Below are 3,704 nucleotides of genomic sequence, written 5' to 3'. Positions count from 1 at the left end.
CCGCCGGCCATACGGACAAACGTCCCGCCGAGGCCCGCCAGGACACCCTGGAAGTGCTGGACGACATCACCGTCTCCTCGTGGGCCGGCGCGCTGGCCGCCACCGACCGCGACGGCACCTTGAAGGACGTCCTGTGGTGGACGTACCGGCTGGTCGAGCCGGGCGGCCGGAGCCTGCTCGCCATCGCCACCCACGCCAAGCCGCTGCGCACCGGCGGGCTGCGGATCGCGCTCGGCGGGCGGCTGCTGCCGTACAGCGCGGAGGGGCCGCAGCGCCAGGACATCGCGGTCGCCGCCGTGCTCGTGCCGAGTGCCGACCCGGTCGCGGGCCAGGCGCTCGCCGGGCGGCTCGCCGATGTGCTGCCGGGCGCCAGCCCGGGCCGGCTGGACCGGATCGTCCGGCAGATCGCGGCACTCGGCCACCCCGCACTCGAAGTCGAGGACGGCGCCCGGCTGCCGGTCGTGCCGCACGAACGCGCCCGGCTCGCCGCGGCCGCCCGCGCCGAGACCGTTGTCCGCAGGGAGTTGCTGCCGGGGGCCCGGGTGAGCGCCGCCCGGCACCCGGCCGGGCCCACCGCCGGCGGTACGGCCGCGCGGTCCGGTGACCTGTCCAGCGCGTCGGCGCTGACGGCGGTGCCGCTGCCGTCCCTGACCTCGTACGCCTCCTATCCGATGTCCACGGTCGGGGTGCCGGCGGACGACGACGGCGCCGCGCCGGACGCGGCGGGTGCATCCGTACCGTCCGATCATCAGCCCGGCGATCGGTCTGACCGTCCGGACCGATCCAACCGATCCGACCGGCCGGACCGCGACGCCGACGACTACGCCGAGAACGACGCCGGCGCCGGCCTCGACCGTGACGACCCCACCGCCGCGATCCCCCACCCCGCCGGCAACGCCCTCGACGAACAGCTCGCCCTGCTGCGCGCCGCCGGCTCGATCATCGGCTCCACCCTCGACCTGCACACCACCGCTCGCGAGCTCTGCTCCGTCACCGTGCCGCGCTTCGCGGACATCGCCTCCGTGCTCGTCGTCGACCAGCTCTTCTCCGACGCCGAACCGCCCAAGGACGACCGCCCGTCCGACACCGTGCTGGTCCGCCGGGTCACCACCGCGCTGCCAGGTCCGCCCGGCGCCTGGGAGACGGCGCTCCCCGAGGGGGAACTGCTCGCGCTGCCCGCCGGTGACATGGTGCCCCGGCTCGGCGACCCCGTCCTGGTGCCCGTGGTGGACCCCGCGCTCGCCCCGGACATCGCGCTCGACTTCGGCGTTCCGGTGCTCGGCCCGCTGCTGGCCGGCCACTCCCTGATCGTGGCGCCGCTGACCGCCCGCGGCACCGTGCTCGGCCGGGTCTACTTCCTGCGCGGCCCCGGCCGCCGCCCCTTCGACGTCCGGGACGCGGCCACCGCCGCCGAAGTGGTCGCGCGCGGCGCCGTGCACATCGACAACGCCCGGCTGCACCAGCAGGAATCGCGCGCCGCCGCCACCCTGCAGCGCTCGATGATGCCGACCCGGCCGCCCCGCATCCCCGGTATCCGGATCGCACACCACTACATGCCGGGGGACCGGCGGGCGCAGGTCGGCGGCGACTGGTTCGACGCGATCCAGCTGACCGGCGGCCGGGTGGCGCTGATCGTCGGCGACGTGATGGGCCACGGACTGCAAGCGGCGGCCGTGATGGGCCAGTTCCGTACCGCCGTGATCACCATGGCCGGGCTGGACCTGCCGCCCGCGCAGCTGCTGCGCCACCTCGACAACCTCGCCCACCGCCTGGGCACCGAGCACCTCGCCACCTGCGTCTACGCGGTGTACGACCCGATCCACCGCACCCTCACCCTCGCCAACGCCGGCCACATCCCGCCGGTACTGGCCGGCTCCGACGGGCACGGCGAACTTCTGCGCATCCCCGGCGGCGCACCCATCGGGGTGGGCGGGGTGCCGTTCGAGACGGTGGAGATCCCCGCGCCGGACGGCAGTTGGCTGGTGCTGTGCACGGACGGGCTGGTCGAGGTGCGCGGGCAGGGCATCGACGCCGGACTGGCGGCCCTGTGCGCCAATGTGATCGAGCCGCAGCAGTCCCCCGAGGACGTGTGCGCGCAGATACTCGCCCGGGTGCACTCCGACGACCGCAGGGACGACGTGGCCCTGCTCGTCGCCCGGTTCGAGGGCGTCGCCCCGCGGGACGTGGTCCGCTGGAGCCTGCTGATCGACTACGGCGAGGTGGCCAGGGCCCGCGAGCTGACCCGCCGCCAACTCGCCGAGTGGGGCCTGGAACGCCTCGGCGACGTGGCCGAACTGCTGGTCAGCGAGCTGGTGACGAACGCGATCAAGGCCGCTTCGTACGAGGTCGAGCTACGTCTGATGCGGGTGGGCAAGCTGCTGGTCGAGGTGAGCGACGACAACCACAACCTGCCGCAGTTGCAGCGCGCCGAGGCGGACGACGTACGGGGGCGCGGGCTGGCGCTGGTCTCGAACCTCTCGCGGCGCTGGGGGACGAGCCGGAAGGCGGTCGGCAAGGTGGTCTGGTTCGAGCTTCCGCTGCCCGGCTGATATCGTTGTAGTCTACAACTCTTGCGCTGCCGATCACCTTCGATCGCGGCCGTACCAGGCAGGAGCGTGACCGCGATGTCAGCAGCAACGACCCCCGCCCGCCCGGCCGAGTCCGTCGCGTCGCTGGAGACCATCCAGCGCGAGCTGACCGCGTTCGCCCGGCGGGCCCGCGCCACCGCCGCGCGCATGCACCCCGAACTGTCCCTGGTCGCGTACACCATCCTCGCGCATCTGGAGGAGCAGCAGGGCTGCCGGGCGACCGACCTCGCCGCGCACTACCTGCTGGACAAGTCGACGGTCAGTCGCCAGGTGGCGGCCCTGGAGCGGGACGGCTTCCTCGAACGGCGCACCGACCCCACCGACCACCGGGTCCAGGTGCTGCACCTCGCGCCGCGCGGCGTGGAGAGCCTGGCGGCGGCACGGGTACGGCGGCAGGAGACGTTCAAGGAGCGGCTGGCGGCGTGGGACCCGGCGGATCTGGCACGGTTCGCCGACTACCTGGTGCGGTACAACGAGGACGCGTCGGCGCACTCATAGCGTCCGTCCACCCGCAGCGCCCGCAGCACCCCCGACCCCGGCGGCCACTGGATCAGCGCCCTCGGCCTCAGCGGCGCCGCCCTACGGCCCACCCGCTCACCCGGTGGCGCACTCACCCGGGTCCGGCACCGCGCCCACCGCGGCCGGGTCCGCGCGATCCTCATCGGCGCCCCGATGTACAACTTCACGATCCCGTCCAGCCTCAAGGCGTGGCTGGACCAGGTGATCATGGTCGGCCGGACCGCGGGCGAGGGCGGCTCGGTGGCCGGCAAGCCCACCACGGTGGTCGCCGCGCGCGGTGGCGGCTACGGCCCGGGCACGCCGCGGGCGAGCTACGAGTTCCTGACCACGTACCTGGAGAAGGTGCTGACCGGGATGCTCTCGCTGGACGTCGACTTCATCATCCCCGAGCTGACCCTGGCCCGGGTCAACCCGGCGATGGCCTCGCTCATCGACGCGGCGGACGCCTCGCGGGCCCAGGCGCACGCGGACGCGACGGAGAAGGCGCTCGCCGCGCGCTTGGCCGCGTAGCTCGCGGCCGGGTTGCCCGCGCCGACCACCAGAACCGACGCAGGCCCCAGGGGCACCGCACGAAAGCGGGGTCGCGGTCACCGGTGT

Annotated in this window: 2 protein-coding genes and 1 pseudogene; all 3 read left to right on the top strand. The window is 74.2% G+C overall.

The features are described 5' to 3' along the window. Positions 1-53: 53 nt before the first annotated feature. Positions 54-2,549 (top strand): ATP-binding SpoIIE family protein phosphatase, encoded by a 2,496-nt coding sequence (locus AC13HU_RS33995; protein ID WP_483045845.1) that lies wholly within the window; start codon positions 54-56, stop codon positions 2,547-2,549. Positions 2,550-2,624: 75 nt separating this feature from the next. Next, positions 2,625-3,086 carry a MarR family winged helix-turn-helix transcriptional regulator gene (locus AC13HU_RS33990; protein WP_483045844.1) on the top strand — a complete coding sequence of 154 codons (462 nt, stop codon included), beginning with the start codon at positions 2,625-2,627 and terminating at the stop codon, positions 3,084-3,086. 153 nt (positions 3,087-3,239) lie between these two features. Further along, positions 3,240-3,617, top strand: a pseudogene (locus AC13HU_RS33985) (NAD(P)H-dependent oxidoreductase); the annotation flags it as partial. Between the last annotated feature and the right edge of the window lie 87 nt (positions 3,618-3,704).

Source organism: Streptomyces sp. NH27 (genome assembly GCF_056859195.1).
This window is presented reverse-complemented; position numbering and strand designations above follow the sequence as displayed.

Excerpts from the sequence above, each read along its gene's own strand:
- AC13HU_RS33990 (WP_483045844.1), top strand. The coding sequence starts at position 2,625 with ATGTCAGCAGCAACGACCCCCGCCCGCCCGGCCGAGTCCGTCGCGTCG.